The sequence below is a fragment of the Actinoplanes sp. NPDC051861 genome (assembly GCF_040681145.1).
In the GTDB taxonomy this organism is placed as follows: Bacteria; Actinomycetota; Actinomycetes; order Mycobacteriales; family Micromonosporaceae; genus Actinoplanes.
Genome location: NZ_JBFAYE010000011.1, coordinates 56,347 through 70,712, shown reverse-complemented (window position 1 = coordinate 70,712; position 14,366 = coordinate 56,347). Strand labels below are relative to the sequence as shown.

12 protein-coding genes are annotated in these 14,366 nt (G+C 70.6%); 5 read left to right on the top strand and 7 right to left on the bottom strand.

Features of this window, described 5'->3' with window-relative positions; genetic code table 11:
- Positions 1 to 11: 11 nt before the first annotated feature.
- Both selA and selB read left to right on the top strand, forming a co-directional pair.
- The gene (selA, locus tag AB0M02_RS26585; RefSeq protein ID WP_364231222.1) at positions 12 to 1,481 is read left to right on the top strand and encodes an L-seryl-tRNA(Sec) selenium transferase; all 1,470 of its coding nucleotides are present in this window, start codon (positions 12 to 14) and stop codon (positions 1,479 to 1,481) included.
- A gap of 8 nt (positions 1,482 to 1,489) precedes the next feature.
- The gene (gene selB, locus AB0M02_RS26580; protein WP_364231219.1) at positions 1,490 to 3,304 is read left to right on the top strand and encodes a selenocysteine-specific translation elongation factor; all 1,815 of its coding nucleotides are present in this window, start codon (positions 1,490 to 1,492) and stop codon (positions 3,302 to 3,304) included.
- Positions 3,305 to 3,484: 180 nt separating this feature from the next.
- Here the strand turns inward: selB and AB0M02_RS26575 are convergent, their stop codons facing one another.
- The 4 genes from AB0M02_RS26575 to AB0M02_RS26560 are packed head-to-tail and all read right to left on the bottom strand — an operon-like array spanning position 3,485 to position 7,470.
- Positions 3,485 to 4,084 (bottom strand): ATP/GTP-binding protein, encoded by a 600-nt coding sequence (locus AB0M02_RS26575; protein WP_364231217.1) that lies wholly within the window; start codon positions 4,082 to 4,084, stop codon positions 3,485 to 3,487.
- The gene (locus AB0M02_RS26570; RefSeq protein ID WP_364231214.1) at positions 4,068 to 4,406 is read right to left on the bottom strand and encodes a DUF742 domain-containing protein; all 339 of its coding nucleotides are present in this window, start codon (positions 4,404 to 4,406) and stop codon (positions 4,068 to 4,070) included. Before AB0M02_RS26570 ends, AB0M02_RS26575 begins: the two co-directional genes overlap by 17 nt.
- Entirely contained in the window at positions 4,403 to 4,828 is a 426-nt protein-coding gene (locus AB0M02_RS26565; protein WP_364231213.1) for a roadblock/LC7 domain-containing protein, read from the bottom strand. The genes AB0M02_RS26570 and AB0M02_RS26565 overlap by 4 nt, the downstream gene beginning before the upstream one ends.
- Complete coding sequence (locus AB0M02_RS26560; protein ID WP_364231210.1) at positions 4,825 to 7,470, bottom strand: nitrate- and nitrite sensing domain-containing protein; 2,646 nt, start codon at positions 7,468 to 7,470, stop codon at positions 4,825 to 4,827. The genes AB0M02_RS26565 and AB0M02_RS26560 overlap by 4 nt, the downstream gene beginning before the upstream one ends.
- Before the next feature lie 199 nt (positions 7,471 to 7,669).
- Between AB0M02_RS26560 and AB0M02_RS26555 the strand changes: the two genes are divergently transcribed.
- Positions 7,670 to 9,550: an acyl-CoA dehydrogenase family protein gene (locus tag AB0M02_RS26555; RefSeq protein ID WP_364231208.1), complete on the top strand. Its 1,881-nt coding sequence runs from the start codon at positions 7,670 to 7,672 to the stop codon at positions 9,548 to 9,550.
- A 46-nt stretch (positions 9,551 to 9,596) separates the two neighbouring features.
- Here the strand turns inward: AB0M02_RS26555 and AB0M02_RS26550 are convergent, their stop codons facing one another.
- Positions 9,597 to 10,070 (bottom strand): hypothetical protein, encoded by a 474-nt coding sequence (locus AB0M02_RS26550; RefSeq protein ID WP_364231207.1) that lies wholly within the window; start codon positions 10,068 to 10,070, stop codon positions 9,597 to 9,599.
- A 121-nt stretch (positions 10,071 to 10,191) separates the two neighbouring features.
- On the opposite strand from AB0M02_RS26550, the gene uppS reads away from it, so the two are divergent.
- On the top strand, positions 10,192 to 10,953 hold the full coding sequence (uppS, locus tag AB0M02_RS26545; protein WP_364231205.1) for a polyprenyl diphosphate synthase: 762 nt from the start codon (positions 10,192 to 10,194) through the stop codon (positions 10,951 to 10,953).
- Between the two features lie 286 nt (positions 10,954 to 11,239).
- On the opposite strand, the gene AB0M02_RS26540 is transcribed toward uppS, so the two are convergent.
- On the bottom strand, positions 11,240 to 12,367 hold the full coding sequence (locus tag AB0M02_RS26540) for an oxygenase MpaB family protein (RefSeq protein ID WP_364231203.1): 1,128 nt from the start codon (positions 12,365 to 12,367) through the stop codon (positions 11,240 to 11,242).
- A gap of 42 nt (positions 12,368 to 12,409) precedes the next feature.
- On the opposite strand from AB0M02_RS26540, the gene AB0M02_RS26535 reads away from it, so the two are divergent.
- A complete protein-coding gene (locus tag AB0M02_RS26535; protein ID WP_364231200.1) occupies positions 12,410 to 13,582 on the top strand; it encodes a cytochrome P450 in 1,173 nt (390 codons plus the stop codon).
- Here the strand turns inward: AB0M02_RS26535 and AB0M02_RS26530 are convergent.
- Complete coding sequence (locus tag AB0M02_RS26530) at positions 13,559 to 14,308, bottom strand: TetR/AcrR family transcriptional regulator C-terminal domain-containing protein (protein ID WP_364231197.1); 750 nt, start codon at positions 14,306 to 14,308, stop codon at positions 13,559 to 13,561. The genes AB0M02_RS26535 and AB0M02_RS26530 overlap by 24 nt on opposite strands.
- Positions 14,309 to 14,366: the final 58 nt, after the last annotated feature.

Here is a 14,366-nt window from a genome sequence, read left to right as displayed (position 1 = left end):
GCTCAGGAGGTGTGACGATCGTGGATCATCGGCGGCGGGTTCCGCGTACGGATGCGATGTTGAAAGATCCGCGCCTCGCAGCCGCAGCCGACCGCCTGGGCCGGACCACCGTCAAGGCCGCGATCGCCGGTGCGCAGGCCCGGGCGCGCGCCGGCGAGCTGGACCCCGCGCACGTCGCAGACGCCGCGGTGGAAGCGCTCCCGGCAACCGCGGGCGGACTGCGCCGCGTCCTCAACGCCACCGGCGTCATCCTGCACACCAACCTCGGCCGCGCCGCGCTCTCACCCGCCGCCGTGGAAGCGGTGATGACCGCTTCGGGTCACACCGACGTCGAACTCGATCTCGCGACGGGCCGCCGTGCGCGCCGGGGACGCGATGCCCTGGGCGCGCTCGCGGCAGCGGTCCCCGACGCGGGCGCGGTCCACGTGGTCAACAACGGTGCGGCGGCGTTGGTGCTGGTCGCGACGGTACTGGCCGCCGGCCGCGAGATCGTCGTGAGCCGAGGCGAGATGGTGGAGATCGGCGACGGCTTCCGCCTTCCGGACCTCCTGGAGTCCACAGGCGCGCGGCTTCGCGAGGTCGGCACGACAAATCGGACGTCGGCCGCGGACTATCGCGCCGTGCTGGGCCCTTCGACCGGTTTCGTCCTGAAGGTGCATCCGTCCAACTTCGTGGTGCGCGGCTTCACCGGCGAAGCCTCGGTGCGGGAGCTGTCCGAATTTGACGTGCCGCTCGTGGTCGACATCGGGTCCGGGTTGCTGGCGCCGGACCCGCTGCTGCCGGACGAGCCGGATGCCGCGAGCACGCTGCGCGCGGGGGCGAACCTGGTGGTGGCGAGCGGGGACAAACTGCTCGGCGGGCCGCAGGCCGGGCTGTTGTTCGGGGACGCGACGTTGGTGGAGCGGTTACGGCGGCACCCGCTAGCTCGGGCCTTGCGGGTTGACAAGCTGACGCTTGCCGCCTTGCAGGCGACGATCACGGGTCCGGTCAACCCGACGTGGGAGGCGCTGCGTGCGGACCCGGCCACGCTGCGTGAGCGGGCGGAGGCGTTGCGGGCGCGGCTCACGGCCGCCGGCATCGAGGCCGGCCTGACGGCCTCCGAGGCGGTGGTGGGTGGCGGTGGCGCGCCGGACCTCACGCTTGCGTCGTGGTCAATCTCATTGCGTGAGGGGTACGCGGTGAGCTTGCGCCTCGGCAGCCCAGCTGTGGTCGGGAGGGTCGAGCGGGGGCGGTTGTTGCTGGACCTGCGCTGTGTCCCGGCGTCGTGTGACGGTGAGCTGGAACAGGCGGTGCTGGCGGCTTCTCGGGTCACAGCGTCGCCCACCAGCTCGCCTGTCGCCAGTCCGCCCGCCGGTCCTTTGTCCGCTGCTTGCCCGCCCGTTGCCAGTCCGCCCGCCGGTCCTTTGTCCGCTGCTTGCCCGCCCGTTGCCAGTCCGCCCGCCGGTCCTTCGTCCGCCGTTCGCCCGCCCGCCCGCTCGTGAAGGCTGACATGCACGTCGTGGCGACCGCTGGGCATGTTGACCATGGCAAGTCGACGCTGGTCCGGGCGCTGACCGGCATGGAACCGGACCGCTGGGCCGAGGAGCGGCGGCGGGGCATGACGATCGACCTCGGGTTCGCCTGGACCACGCTGTCGTCGGGGTCGACCGTGGCGTTCGTTGATGTGCCGGGCCATGAAAGTTTCGTACCCACCATGCTCGCGGGCGTGGGCCCGGCACCAGCGGTGCTGATCGTGGTGGCAGCCGACGAGGGATGGAAGCCCCAGTCGGCCGAGCATCTGGCGGCGCTGGATGCACTGGGCGTCCGGCACGGGCTGTTGGTGGTGACCCGTTCCGACCTCGCGGATCCGGGCCCGGCGACGGCTGCGGCCTCCGCGGAGATTGCGGCAACGTCACTGGGCTCGGTCGAAGCCGTGACCGTCAGCGGGGTCACCGGGGCCGGCCTGGACTCCCTGCGCTCCGCACTGGACCGGCTGGTCGGCGGGTTACCGGCGCCGGACACCGGCGCGGCGGTCCGGTTGTGGATCGATCGGGCGTTCACCATCCGCGGCGCGGGCACGGTAGTGACGGGCACGCTCGGCGCGGGCCGACTGTACGTAGGCGACGAACTCGCATTGACGCGTGGGTCCCTGGTGCGTGTGCGAGGACTGCAGGTTCTCGGAGAAACGGTGTCGTCGGTGACGGCGGTCGCGCGCGTGGCGGTGAACCTGCGGGGTGTGGACCGCGATGCCGTAGGCAGGGGAGCCGCACTGCTGACACCGGACCGCTTCGAACTCACCGAGCTGATGGATGTGCGAGTCCACGGCGAACCGGTGGCCGCCCTTCCCGCAACGCTCACCCTTCACATCGGCTCGACGGCGGTGCCGGTGCGCGTGCGCCCGCTGGGACCGGACACCGCACGCCTCCGTTTGTCCCGTCCGTTACCCCTGCGAATCGGAGACTGCGCGTTGTTGCGCGATCCCGGCCGCCACAGCGTCGTCGGCGGCGTCACCGTCCTCGACGTGGCCCCGCCCGCCCTGACCCGCCGCGGTGCCGCCGCAGCCCGAGCCGCTGACCTGTCCGCCATGGACGGAGTCCCTGACCTGGCCGGCGAACTGACGCGCCGCCGCTTGATCCGCCGCTCCGACCTGCGCCGCATGGGCGTGCCGGACGACCCGGACCTCCGTGGGCCGGCGACTGGAATTCCGGTGGTGGGGGAGTGGGTGGTCGATCCCGGGTACTGGGCGTCGCTGCAGGAACGCCTGGCCGCGGAAGTGTCCCGGCATGCCGTGGAGCATCCGCTGGAGCCGGGCATCGCGTCGGAGGCTCTGCGTCATCTGCTCGACCTGCCCGACCGTGCACTCGTCGAAGCACTGGTCAGGCCTCCGTTGATCGTCCGCGCGGGGCGGATTTCGACTGGAGTGCCCGGAGTGCCGCCGGAGTTGACGGAAGCGGTTCGCACGGCACTCGGGGATCAATACTTCGTCGCGCCGGAGGTTGATCGACTGGCGGAACTCGGGCTGGGAGCCCGGCAGATCGGTGCGGCCGTGCGTGCGGGGCTCGTCACTCAGATCGCCCCGAACGTGTTGTTGCCGCCGGATGCACCAGACCGCGCGGTGAGCATCCTGGCGGAGTTGCCCCAGCCGTTCACGTTGAGCGAGGCACGCCGGGCACTGGACACGACTCGCCGGGTCGCGGTGCCCCTGCTCGAACTACTGGACCGCAGAGGCGTGACACAACGCCTGCCCGACGACCGGCGCACGTTGATTGCACAGGGACCGGCGCCGACGCCGGCCACGGTCCCGGTCTCACAGACGCCAGCCTGATCAAGTCGTGCCGACGGCACCGTGTTGATGGCATTGAGTTGACTTGCATCAAGTCAACAGCGACGTGTTGACGGTTTCGTGTGGACAGATTTCAAGTCAACACTGACGTTTGCGGTTCTGTGTGGACAGACAGCAGGTCAACAGCGATGGGCTGACGGCTTTGTGTTGACGGGGTGCTGGTCAGGTGATGAGGCCTGCCTGTAGGGCGAGGCGGTGACTGAGTACCTGTTCGGTCAGGGCTACGAGGACGGCCTTTACCGAGTCGCGGTTGCGGGCGTCGCACTCCAGCAAGGGGCGTTGATGGGTGATGCCGAGTGCCTGGCGGACCTCGGACACGTCGAAGCGGCGGGCGCCGTCGAAGGAGTTGACGCCGACGATGAAGGGGATGTCGTGTTCTTCGAAGTAGTCGACGGCTGGGAAGGAGTCCTCGATGCGGCGGGTGTCGACCAGGACTATTGCGCCCAGGGCGCCGTCTACCAGGTCGTCCCAGAGGAAGGCGAAGCGGTCCTGTCCTGGTGTGCCGAACAGGTAGAGCAGCAAGGCGTCGTCGAGGGTGATCCGGCCGAAGTCGAGAGCGACTGTTGTGGTGGTCTTGCCGGACACGGCTGAGGTGTCGTCCACGCCGATTGACTTCTCGGTCATCTCGGCCTCGGTGACCAGTGGTTCGATTTCCGAGATGGCGCCTACGAACGTGGTCTTGCCTACGCCGAAGCCGCCGCTGATGACGATTTTGACGGCTACCGGGGGTGGTGCGTCCGTCGTGTCAGAGCGCCCGAACACGGTCCCTGATCCTTTCGATCAACGTGGTGGACACCTGTCGTCGTGAGTCGCCTACGACTATCAGGCCCTGGCCGATCAGGTCGGCGACAATGACGCGGACCACGCCCAGTGGTGCTGCGAGGGAGGCGGCCAGGTCGGCTACCGACTTCGGTCGTTGGCAGAGTTCGACGATTCGGCGGGACTCGAAGCGCAGTGGCGCGGAGAGTGCGGCCGGGACGGCGCGCAACTGGGTCTCGATCCGCAGCCCGTCGTGCAGTGGACGGGTGCGGCCGCCGGTGAGTACGAAGGGGCGCACTACTGGTTCCTCGTCGGCCGGGGTCATCGCGGTAGGTGCTGACGGGACTCGGCGATCAGGGCCGGGGTGAGCAGCTCGCCGAAGCGTTCGGCGAGCAGGGAGATCTCGTAGCCGACGAGGCCGGGGTCGCAGTCGCCGCCGGCTACCACGCCGAGGCAGGAGCCGCCGCGGATTGCTGAGATCACCAGGAAGCCCCGGTGCATCTCGATCATGACGAGTTTGAGGCCGTCGAAGTCGTAGCGGCGGGAGGCGCTGCGGGCCAGACTTGCCATGCTGGAGACGACCGCGCCCAACTGGTCGGCCTCGACGCGGCTCAAGCCTTCGGAGCCGGCGATCAACAGGCCGTCGGAGGAGACGGCTATGGCGTCGCGTACCCCGTCGGTCTGATGGACGAAGTTGCCCAGCAGCCAGTTGAACTGATGGCGATCGGCCTGGGCTTCCACGCTCATGACAACCTCTCGAACGTCGGCGGTGTGGTGGGCGGCGGCGCACCGGTGCCCCGGCGGATGCCGTCGCGCAGGGCGGTCAGGCGGGTGCGGACCGCGTCGGGGCCGTCGGCGACCAGGGGCGAGGGATCCGGCTGGGTGACCGGGAGGACGGGTTCGGCGCGGGCGGCTCGGGGGACACGTATGCGCAGGCCGTTCGCCGTGCGTGGGGGTTCGGGACCGGCGACGGCCGCGGGGATGGCTCCGGCGGCGGGAATGGCGGCGTGGAACCCGGCGATGGGAGAGGGCGGCGCCGAGGGGCGCCGGGGCGATGGCACGGCGTGTGCTCCCGGGACGGCGACTCGCCCCGGGCCGTCGTGGTCGAGCGGGGCGGACGAGGGCTCGGCGAAGGCGGCGGCGGCCATGGCGGCGGGGTCCAGCGCGGCGCGGTTCATGGCGGCGGGGTCCAGGGCGGCGCGGTCCAGGGTGGCGCGGTCCTGGGAGCCGTGGTCCTGGGAGGCGGGGGCCAGTGCGGCGCGGTCCTGGGTGGCGCGGTCCTGGGAGCCGTGGTCCTGGGAGGCGCGGTCCAGGGTGGCGGGGGCCAGTGCGGCGCGGTCCTGGGAGCCGTGGTCCCGGGAGGCGCGGTCCAGGGAGGCGGGGTCCGGGGAGGCGGGGGTGGTGTCCGGCTGGTCGGGTACGACTACGTAGTCGACCTCTACGGCTCGGGGGCGGGGGCCGCGAGTGAGGTGGGCCGGGGCATGGGGTGGTCGAGGTGTGGCAGACGAGTTGGGTGGGGTCAGGGCCGGTGGGTCGGCGAGAATGGCGGTGGGCAGGGCGACCCGGGCGGTCACGCCGGTCACCGGGGAGCGGGCCAGTTCCACCTGAACGCCCATGCCGGCCGCCAGCCGGCCGACCACGTAGTGGCCCAGGAAGCGGGCCGGGGCCGTGAGGAAGTCGCCCTCGCCGCGCAGTCGCTGGTTGGAGCGGTCCAGGTCGTCCTTGCTCATGCCAACGCCCTGGTCGCAGACGGCGATCAGGTAACCGCCCTCGACGACCCGGCCGTGTATCTCCACGTCCAGGTCGGGTGGGGAGAACGCGAGGCCGTTCTCGATCAGTTCGGCGAGCATGTGTGCCAGGCCGCTGACCACCGAGCCGGCCACCATGACCTCGTCCAGGCGGCGCAGTGAGACGCGGCGGTACTCCTCGACCTCGGAGACCGCGGCCCGGATCACGTCGGTGAGGGGGAGCGGGCTCGACCACTGGCGCGGACTGGCCGCGCCGACCAGGACCAGGAGGCTCTCCGCGTTGCGGCGCATGCGGGTGGCGAGGTGGTCGAGTTCGAACAGGTTGGCGAGCCCGGCCGGGTTGGACTCCTCGCGTTCCAGGCGGGTGATGAAGCCGAGCTGGCGGCGCAGCAGGTTCTGGTTGCGGCGGCCCAGGTTGGCGAGCGACTCCGCGGTCGTGCGCCGCAGTCGCGCCTGTTCGGTGGCGAGCGTGTACGCGGTCTCCTGCACCCGGGAGAACGCGTCGGCCACGAGCACCACCTCGGAGGTGGCGCCGCCGGGTACCCGTACCCGATCGGGTGGATCAGCCCCGTCGTCAGCCGCCGCTCGCCGCACCGCCTCGGGTAACCGCTCGCTCGCGAGCCGGTTCGCCTCCTTCGCGAGTTCCGCCAACGGCCTCGCCATCGACCGTGCCGCGGCCGTCGCCAGATAGACAGCGCCGCCGATGCAGATCAGCGTGATCGTGGCGAGCCCGGCCAGCCGCAGGTTCGCGCGGTCGAGCAGCGTCTCCGCGCGTGCCTGGAGGCTGACGCCGATGGAGCCCGCCAAATTCGCCATGTCGGCCAGCACCGTCTCCAGCGCCGTCCAGTACTCCCGTGGATCACCCCGCAGCCGCAGGCCGTCACCGGACCGCAGGGACAGCTGTTCGTAACGGGTCGCCACGGACGCCGGCGCGGTGCCGAACAGGTAGTCCTTGGTCGCGATCTCCTGCGGGGTCGCGTACTCCTCGAACTCCTTCAGCGCGATGTCGCGGTCCGCGCGCAGCTTGACGAACCGCAGGAACTCACCGGTCCGGAAGCCGCCGGCGGTGAGCACGCCGGTGAGGAACGCGCGCTGCTGCGCGGTCACCTCGATCGCGGCGTTGAGCATGGTCAGCGCCTCGGAGCCGAGCCGCATCCGCGCGTCGGCGGCGTTGTCGAGGGCGAAGTACACGTCGCCGAGCTCGTCGATCAGCTCGTTGAAGTCGTCGAACACCTCGGCGCGTTCGGCCTCGCCCCGGTCCGCCTCCTCGCGGATCCCGGACAGCGTGGCCATCTGCCCGAGCGCCTCGATGACCTGTTCCTCGAGCCCGCCACCGGCGGCGACCAGGTCCTCGACGGCGGCGCGCTGCTCGTCCACCCGCTTCCGGGCGGGGAGCAGCTGCGCGCGGAAGCGCTCGTCGCCGGCGAGCAGGCCGACCGTCACGCCGCGCTCGGTCTGCACCTGGTGGACCAGGGCCTGCACGGCGAGGTCGAGGTCGACGGCGCGCTCGGTGCGGGCGGCCAGCCGGTAGTCGGAGAACTCCTCGGCGACCACCGCCGTCAGCAGCACCAGCATGGCGGCCACGGGAAGCGCCAGCATGCGGACGACGCGGCCACGGATGGTGTAACCGCTGCGGCTCATGGCATCCCCTCGGACATGGCGCGGCCCTCCGGCGACGCCGAGACAGAATCGACGGCCACCGACGCGACGGTCCATTCCCTGATCGAGCGACAGGTACCGCGTACGGGTGGTGCTGGTCGACGACAGTTGATGTTTACCGAGGGCTACCTTCCGGTAACACTCCTCGGTAACCTGGCGGCAACAGGTCCGAGGGGGCGTTATGACCACGACGCAGCGGAAGACCGATGTCTCGGAGAAGCAGGCGCGGCAGACCGCCGAGGCCGCTCGCGAGTCGGAATGGCGGCAGCCCAGTTTCGGCAAGGAGCTTTTTCTCGGGCGGTTGCGGCTGGATCTGATCGATCCGCGGCCGCCGGCGGAGGCGGAACCGGCGTTTCTCGGTGAGCTGGCGGATTATCTGCGCGACAAGGTGGACGGGGTCGCGATCGAGCGGGACGCCTACATCCCCGACGAGGTGTTCCAGGGGCTGGCGCGGCTCGGTGCCTTCGGCATGAAAATCGACAGGGAGTACGGCGGGCTCGGACTGTCCAATCTGCACTACTGCAAGGCGCTGACGCTGGTCGGATCGGCGAATGCGGCGGTGGCGGCGCTGCTGAGCGCGCATCAGTCGATCGGTGTGCCGCAACCGTTGAAGGCGTTCGGTTCGGCCGAGCAGAAAGCTCAGTTCCTGCCGCGTCTGGCGGCGGGCGAGGTGTCCGCGTTCCTGCTGACAGAGCCGGATGTGGGATCGGACCCGGCGCGGCTGGGGACCGTCGCGGAACCGGTCGAGGGCGGATTCCGGCTCAACGGCGTGAAATTGTGGGCCACGAACGGCACGGTGGCGACGCTGCTGGTGGTCATGGCGCGCGTTCCGGAGCGGGGCATCACGGCGTTCGTCGTCGAGGGTGACTCCGAGGGAATCACCGTCGAACGGCGCAACGAGTTCCTCGGTCTGCGCGGGCTGGAGAACAGCGTCACGCGTTTCCACGACGTCTTCGTGCCCGCCGAGAACGTCATCGGTGGCGTCGGCAAGGGCCTGCGGATCGCGCTGACCACGCTGAACACGGGACGGCTGTCACTACCGGCGATGTGTGTGGGCGCCGGGAAACGGTCACTGGCTATCGCCAGGGAATGGTCGGCGGAACGGGTGCAGTGGGGCCGGCCGGTCGGTTCGCACGAGGCCGTGGCCAAGAAGATCGCGTTCATCGCGGCCACCACCTATGCGATGGAGTCGACGCTGGATCTGTGCTGCCTGATCGCGGACGACTCGCGCAACGACATCCGCATCGAGGCGGCGCTGATCAAGCTGTTCGCGAGCGAGATGGCGTACCGGGTCGCCGACGAGCTGATTCAGATCCGCGGCGGGCGCGGTTACGAGCTGAATTCGTCGCTGCAGGCGCGCGGGGAACGGCCCGCCGAGGCCGAGCAGATCCTTCGTGATCTGCGGATCAACCGGATCTTCGAGGGTTCCACCGAAATCATGCATCTGCTGATCGCGCGTGAGGCGGTCGACGCTCACCTGTCGGTGGCGGGCGACATCATCGATCCGGATGCGGACCTCGGGCGAAAGGCGCGGGCGGGTGCGCGGGCGGGCGCGTTCTACGCGCGCTGGCTGCCGACTCTCGCGGTGGGCAAAGGTCAAAATCCTTCGGGGTACGCGGAATTCGGCCCGCTTTCCGCACACATCCGCTACGTGGAGCGGGCGTCGCGCAAACTGGCCCGGTCGACGTTCTACGCGATGTCGCGCTGGCAGGGAAAGCTCGAGCGCAAGCAGGGATTCCTCGGGCGGATCGTCGACATCGGCGCGGAACTGTTCGCCATGTCGGCGGTGTGCGTGCGGGCCAAGGCCGAGCCCGAGGGAGCCCAGCTGGCCGATCTGTTCTGCAAGCAGGCGCGGCTGCGGGCGGAGGAGCTGTTCCGCGGCCTGTGGGAGAACACCGACAGCCTGGACGTCCGGGCGGCCAAGGCGGTGCTGGACGGGCGGTACGCGTTCCTGGAGAAGGGCGTGATCAGCCCGGTCTCCAGCGAGGAGGCCTGGGTGGCGCCGTGGACGCCGGGCCCGGCCACCGTCCCGGACGTCCGCCGCCGCATCCCGCCGGCGTAACCGTCCCCGCACCGGTGGGGGAGCACCGGTGCGGGAGACGTCGCTGTCAGGCCGCGGAGCAGGCGGACTCGAGGTCCTTGACCGCAGCGTTCAGGCCGGCCTTGCTGGGTGCCTTCGCCGGGTCCTTGTTCCAGGCCTCGTCGAGGTCGTCCATCGCGGCGGAGACCTTCGCGGCGGCCGCGGAGACCTCGGCGTTCGCTCCGATCGAGGCGGCGGTCACGCCGGTGGAGCCGGCGATGTACTGGGTGGAGACGGCGATGTGGCCGGCCGGCCCGCCGATCTTCTCGGTCTCCGCGACCTCCTTCGCCGTGCTCTTCACGGTCTTGAGGAGCTCGGTGCATGCGGACTTGGTGGCCGCGTCCATCGCGGCGGCGGTGGGTGAGGCGGACGTCGGTTCGGCGGCGGCGGAGGCGGGTGCGGCCGGCGCGACGGAGTCGGCGGGCTCGGTGGCCGGGTCGCACGCGGTGAGCGCGACGAGGGCCAGAGTGGACAGAACGATTACCCCGTGACTGCGATGCACTGCATTCCTAACGGTCTATGGCGATTCGGTACGGGAGACTCTAGATCATCCCTGTGAAGGTTTCGTGCGGGTTTTGTGCGCGAATGCGGCGACCCGGGCGGGAGCTGGTTGGATCCCGGCCATGAGGAGTGCGGCCTACCGGATCTACGAGCGTCGGCTCAAGCGGCGGCTGGCGGGGGCCGAGCTCCCCCGGCACATCGCGATGGTGATGGACGGCAACCGGCGGTGGGCCCGCGAGCGCGGGTTCACCGACGCGCGGGTCGGGCACCGGTACGGCGCCGAGCACCTCGACGAGGTCCTGGGCTGGTGCGCGGAGATGGGCGTCGGGCACGTGACCGTCTTCCTGGCCTCGGTGGACAACGTGACCAAACGGGACGCCGACGAGGTCGGCAACCTCATGCGGATGATCGAGGAGGTCGTCACGGCGCGGCTGCGCAGGCCGGGCGGGCGCTGGCGGGTGCATCTGGCCGGACGCCTCGACGTGCTGCCGGACTCCACGCGGCACGCGCTGAAGCTGGCCGAGGAGGAGACGCGCGGGGACCTGCATCTGACGATCGCGATCGGGTACGACGGGCGCGACGAGATCGTGGAGGCGGTCCGGTCACTGCTGGAGCAGGCGGAGCGGGACGGGCAGACTCCGGGGGAACTGGCCCGCGGGCTGACGGCGGAGCAGGTCGCCGGGCACCTGTACACGAGCGGGCAGCCGGATCCGGACCTGGTGATCAGGACCAGCGGGGAGCGGCGGATGTCGGGGTTCCTGCTGTGGCAGGCGGCCTATTCGGAGCTGCACTTCTGCGACGTGTACTGGCCGGGGTTCCGGCGGGTGGACTTCCTGCGGGCGCTGCGGTCCTACGCGGCCCGGCACAGGCGGTTCGGTGCATGAGAAGGTGCCCGAAAAGCGGTCAGGGGAACCGGGAGTTGCGGCGAGCAGCCGACCTTTAGGCCCGCGGGCGCCTGCCACGTGGCCTCGGTGTCGAACAGTCGGCGCACGCCCTCGTCCACCTCGGTGAAGGGATCGGGCTCGCCGGTGGGTGGTGGGAGACGGTGTCGCGCTGGCGGTGGGGTGGGGGATCGCGGCGGGGTCGTTGTTGTTGCGGCAGAAGGTGAGCAGAACGACGATGGCCACAGAGCCGGCCAGCACCGTCACGTCCGCGCACGCCAGGCGTACCTCATAGGGGGTTTCCCCAGCGGGCGAACTGATCGCGTGCCTGGCGCTCGGAGCGGGACAGCAATCGTGCGCGGCCGCCCGGAAGGCGGCCCAGGCCGTGGCTGACCAGGAGGTTGGCGGCGATGCGGGCGAGTCCGTACCAACCGGGGCGGTACGGCAGGCCGAGGTCGCGCATGGCCCTGCGGCCGAGAAGCCAGGTGCTGACCGAAAGTGCACGCTCACGTTCGTAGGTGCGGCGCCAGTTCGAGTCGAGGACGTCGTCGCTCATGGTGATCAGGGCTCGGGCCAGGGCGACGCTGTTGGCGTCCGGCGGCGGGTCGTTGGCGAGGAAGTGGTAGAGCAGGCGGCGCCCGCGGCGTTCGGTGTGCGGCAGCCAGGCGTCGTCGACGCCCATCAGCCATCCGATGTACGACCACAGGTGCATGACGGCGCGGGCGTCGGTGCGGGTGACGCGTACGCCGAGCAGGCGCAGGTGAAGCAGGAAGCTGGTGCTGAACACGCCGAGCGTGCTCGCCTGGTCGTACTGGTTGATCGGCAGTCCGCGGACCGCGACGTCCCAGTCCGGTTCGAGGCGCGCGTTGACGAGGGCGTGCATGACGCGGACGTGGAGGGTGAGCCGGAAGCCCTCGGCGTCGGGGCGCAGGCCGCCTGGCGCGGTCACAGCGCGCCACCACAGTGACGTCTCCTGGATGCGGCGCAGAGTCTCGCCGCCGGCCAGACGCCCGGTTCTGACCAGGGGTTCGAGGGCCGCGGCGGTGCGGTAGCCGCCGAGGAGCGAACCGTAGGCGAGCACGAGCCCGGCGTCCATGCCATAGGTGCGGCAGGCCTCGGCACCCCGTTCCAGGAGATCGTCGTCGACCCAGTCGGGCCGGGCCAGGGCGGCGGCATAGAAGGTACGAATCGCCTCGGGGTGCTCGCCGGACGGACCGGTCGCCAGGGCGCGGTGCAGGACAGCCGGTTTCACCGCCTTGACCAGCGCGGCGGCGAGCTCGTCGCGGCGCAGGAGGCCGTCGCGCAGCGCTGACAACTCGGACGGTGTGGGCCGGGCGTCGGGGCCGGCGGTCAGCCGCAGCGGACGGGCGGCGCGCTCGGCCCACACCCTGTCGGCCGCGAACCTGGTGGGCGTCATACATCGACGATAGGTGTTGCCGGTTCCGGGCAGAATGGCGTGATGGACTACCAGAGCGCGCTCGGTTCACTGTTCCAGCCGGAGGGCCGCGAGGATCCCTACCCGGCCTACGACGTGCTCCGGGACCACGCGCCGATGTTCCCGGCGGCCGACGGCCAGTGGTTCGTCACCACCCACGAGCTGACCAACCGGCTGCTGCGCGAGCCGTCGTTGCGGGTGACCGACGCCCCGCAGTACGACGGTTTCTGGCCGGACTGGCGGGAGAACCGCGGGGTCGCCTCGATCGTGCTCTCGATGCTGCAGACCAACCCGCCGGATCACACGCGGGTGCGCCGGGCGGCGGCGGCGACCTTCACGGCGCGCCGCGTCGCCGGGATGCGGGATGTCATCGCGGCCCAGGTCACCGATCTGATCAACGAGTTGCCGGAGCGCGCGGACTTCATGAGCGCGTTCGCCTATCCGCTGCCGATCGGGGTGATCTGCGCCCTGCTCGGTGTGCCGGACGGGGACCGGTCCTGGTTCCGCAAGCGGGCCGCGGACCTGACGGTCGTGCTGGAACCGATCAGCACCGAGGAGGAGATGCGGCTCGCCGACGTGGCCGGGCGTGAGCTCGAGGACTACTTCATCGGCCTGATCGCCGAGCGGCAGCGGGCGCCGCGTGAGGACCTGACCAGCGCGATGGCGGCGGCCGGCTCCGGGCTGACCGGCGCGGAGCTTCTGGCCAACCTCGTGCTGCTGCTGGTCGCGGGTTTCGAGACCACGACCAACCTGCTCGGCACCGGTCTCAAGATTCTCCTGGACCATCCCGGGCAGGCTGCCCGGTTGCGCGCCGATGCGGGCCTCGCGCCGGCGTTCGTCGAGGAGATTCTCCGGTACGACAGCCCAGTGCAGTTGACGTCCCGCTTCACCACCACACCGCTGGATGTGGGCCTGGACGCGGGAGTGAACGTCACGATGCTCCTCGGGGCGGCGAACCGTGACCCGGCTCGATACCCCGACCCGCACCGCTTCGACCCGGACCGGGGCAACATCCAGCCGGTGTCGTTCGGCGGCGGGGCGCACTACTGCCTCGGTGCGCCGCTCGCCCGTCTGGAGGCGCAGGTGGCGTTCCCCTTGCTGCTGACGATGCTGCCCCGGCTGGCGCTGGCGGCGCCTCCGGTGCGCCGGGACCGGCTGGTGCTGCGGGGATACTCAGAGATGCCCGTTTCTCTTTAGCAGCGTCTCTATCCCGTCGAGGATCCGGTCCAGCCCGAAGCGGAACAGGCGCTGGGGGTCGCCGAGGGCGTTGTACTCCTCGCCGGCGGCCGTGCCGACCCGCCCGGAGATCGGATAGCGGCCGGGCGGCATGACCTGGTCCAGGACCGGGGCGTTGATCTCCCACCACTGAGCGTCGGACATCCCCGACTCCTCGCTGGTGCGGCGCGACATGATCGACGTCCGGGCCGCGCCGGCGGTGAAGTCGCTGATCAGCGTGACGACCTGGTCCATCTCCAGGTCGGTGAGTCCGGCGCCCTCGATCGCGGCCAGCTGCCACTCGTAGCGGTCGGAGCCGTTCGGGCCGATCCAGGGGCGGCTGCTCTCCACCTGAAGCAGCCAGGGGTGGCGGTGGTACTCGTCCCAGAGCTGCTCCGCGACCCGGCCCACCCGTAGCCGGATGTCTCCCTCGTGGGGCGACAGGTCCTGCTCGCCGGCCACCTCGTCGACCATGAGGCCGATCAGCTCCGATCGGCCCGGCACGTACGTGTAGATCGACATCAGCTTCATGCCGAGCCGGTCGGCGACCTTGCGCATCGAGAACGCCGGCAGGCCCTCCTCGTCGGCGACCGCGATCGCCGCCGTGATCACCTTGTCGACGCTGATCCGCTGCTTCGGGCCGCGGCTGCCCTGCGGGGTGCCGAGAGCGCGCCGCCAGAGCAGCCGCAATGTCCGGTCGACTTCCATGTGGCAACTTTACCCCGTGGGGTGTACGGTGTTGCGCGCTACAATCTTCGTAAGGTGT

Excerpts from the sequence above, each read along its gene's own strand:
- selB (WP_364231219.1), top strand. The coding sequence starts at position 1,490 with ATGCACGTCGTGGCGACCGCTGGGCATGTTGACCATGGCAAGTCGACG.
- AB0M02_RS26570 (WP_364231214.1), bottom strand. The coding sequence starts at position 4,406 with ATGACCCCGGCCGACGAGGAACCAGTAGTGCGCCCCTTCGTACTCACC.
- AB0M02_RS26565 (WP_364231213.1), bottom strand. The coding sequence starts at position 4,828 with ATGAGCGTGGAAGCCCAGGCCGATCGCCATCAGTTCAACTGGCTGCTG.
- AB0M02_RS26560 (WP_364231210.1), bottom strand. The coding sequence starts at position 7,470 with ATGAGCCGCAGCGGTTACACCATCCGTGGCCGCGTCGTCCGCATGCTG.
- AB0M02_RS26555 (WP_364231208.1), top strand. The coding sequence starts at position 7,670 with ATGACCACGACGCAGCGGAAGACCGATGTCTCGGAGAAGCAGGCGCGG.
- uppS (WP_364231205.1), top strand. The coding sequence starts at position 10,192 with ATGAGGAGTGCGGCCTACCGGATCTACGAGCGTCGGCTCAAGCGGCGG.
- AB0M02_RS26540 (WP_364231203.1), bottom strand. The coding sequence starts at position 12,367 with ATGACGCCCACCAGGTTCGCGGCCGACAGGGTGTGGGCCGAGCGCGCC.
- AB0M02_RS26535 (WP_364231200.1), top strand. The coding sequence starts at position 12,410 with ATGGACTACCAGAGCGCGCTCGGTTCACTGTTCCAGCCGGAGGGCCGC.
- AB0M02_RS26530 (WP_364231197.1), bottom strand. The coding sequence starts at position 14,308 with ATGGAAGTCGACCGGACATTGCGGCTGCTCTGGCGGCGCGCTCTCGGC.